The following is a 1067-nucleotide window of genomic DNA, read 5'->3' on the forward strand; positions in this document are numbered from 1 at the left end:
TTCCTCGCCATTTCCTCGCCATCTTCGCCTCCAACCTGGACGAGTTCTTCATGGTCCGGGTCGCCGGTCTCAAGCGCCGCGACGAAACCGGTCTCTCGGTGCGGTCCGCCGACGGCCTCACCCCTCGTGAGCAGCTCGCACTGATCGCCAAGCTCACCCAGGAGATCTCGGACAAACACGCTCGGGTGTTCCTCGACTCCGTGCGGCCGGCGCTGGCCGCCGAGGGGATCTCGATCGTCCGCTGGTCCGATCTCGACGACGACGACCATGCCCGGCTGACTGTGCACTTCCAGGACCAGGTGTTCCCGGTCCTCACACCGCTCGCCGTCGACCACGCACACCCGTTCCCCTACATCAGTGGCCTGAGCCTCAACCTCGCGGTGACGGTGAAGGACGCGCTCACCGGTGGCGAACACTTTGCGCGTGTCAAGGTTCCGGACAACGTGGGCCGGTTCGTCCGCGTCCGCCGCGACGAGACACCCTCGTCCATCGACGCGTTCCTCCCGATGGAGGAATTGATCTCTGCGCACCTCGACGCGTTGTTCCCCGGCATGGAGATCGTCGAGCACCACGCGTTCCGCATTACCCGCAACGCCGATTTCGAGGTCGAGGAAGACCGCGACGAAGATCTTCTGCAGGCCCTCGAGCGGGAATTGGCCCGCCGACGCTTCGGATCCCCGGTCCGACTCGAGGTCGCCGACGACATGACCGAACACATGCTCGACCTCCTGCTGCGCGAACTCGACGTCGACCCCGGCGACGTCATCCAGGTGCCCGGACTGCTGGATCTGTCGTGCCTGTGGCAGGTGTACGCCGTCGACCGGCCCGCCCTCAAGGACGCGCCGTTCGTGCCGGCAACGCATCCGGCATTCGGCGAGCGGGAAACACCCAAGAGCGTCTTCTCCACCCTCCGCGACGGCGACGTCCTGGTCCACCACCCGTACGACTCGTTCTCCACCAGCGTGCAACGCTTCATCGAACAGGCCGCCGCCGACCCCCAGGTTCTGGCCATCAAGCAGACGCTCTACCGCACTTCCGGCGACTCCCCCATCGTCGACGCCCTGATC

At 66.0% G+C, this 1067-nt stretch carries 1 protein-coding gene; it reads left to right on the plus strand.

The window, feature by feature from the left end; all coding sequences use genetic code 11:
* The coding region (locus AC1DWT_RS51515) for a polyphosphate kinase (RefSeq protein WP_477926308.1) at positions 1 to 1067 on the plus strand (1067 nt) is incomplete at both ends.

The organism is Rhodococcus sp. P4_B6 (assembly GCF_056402215.1).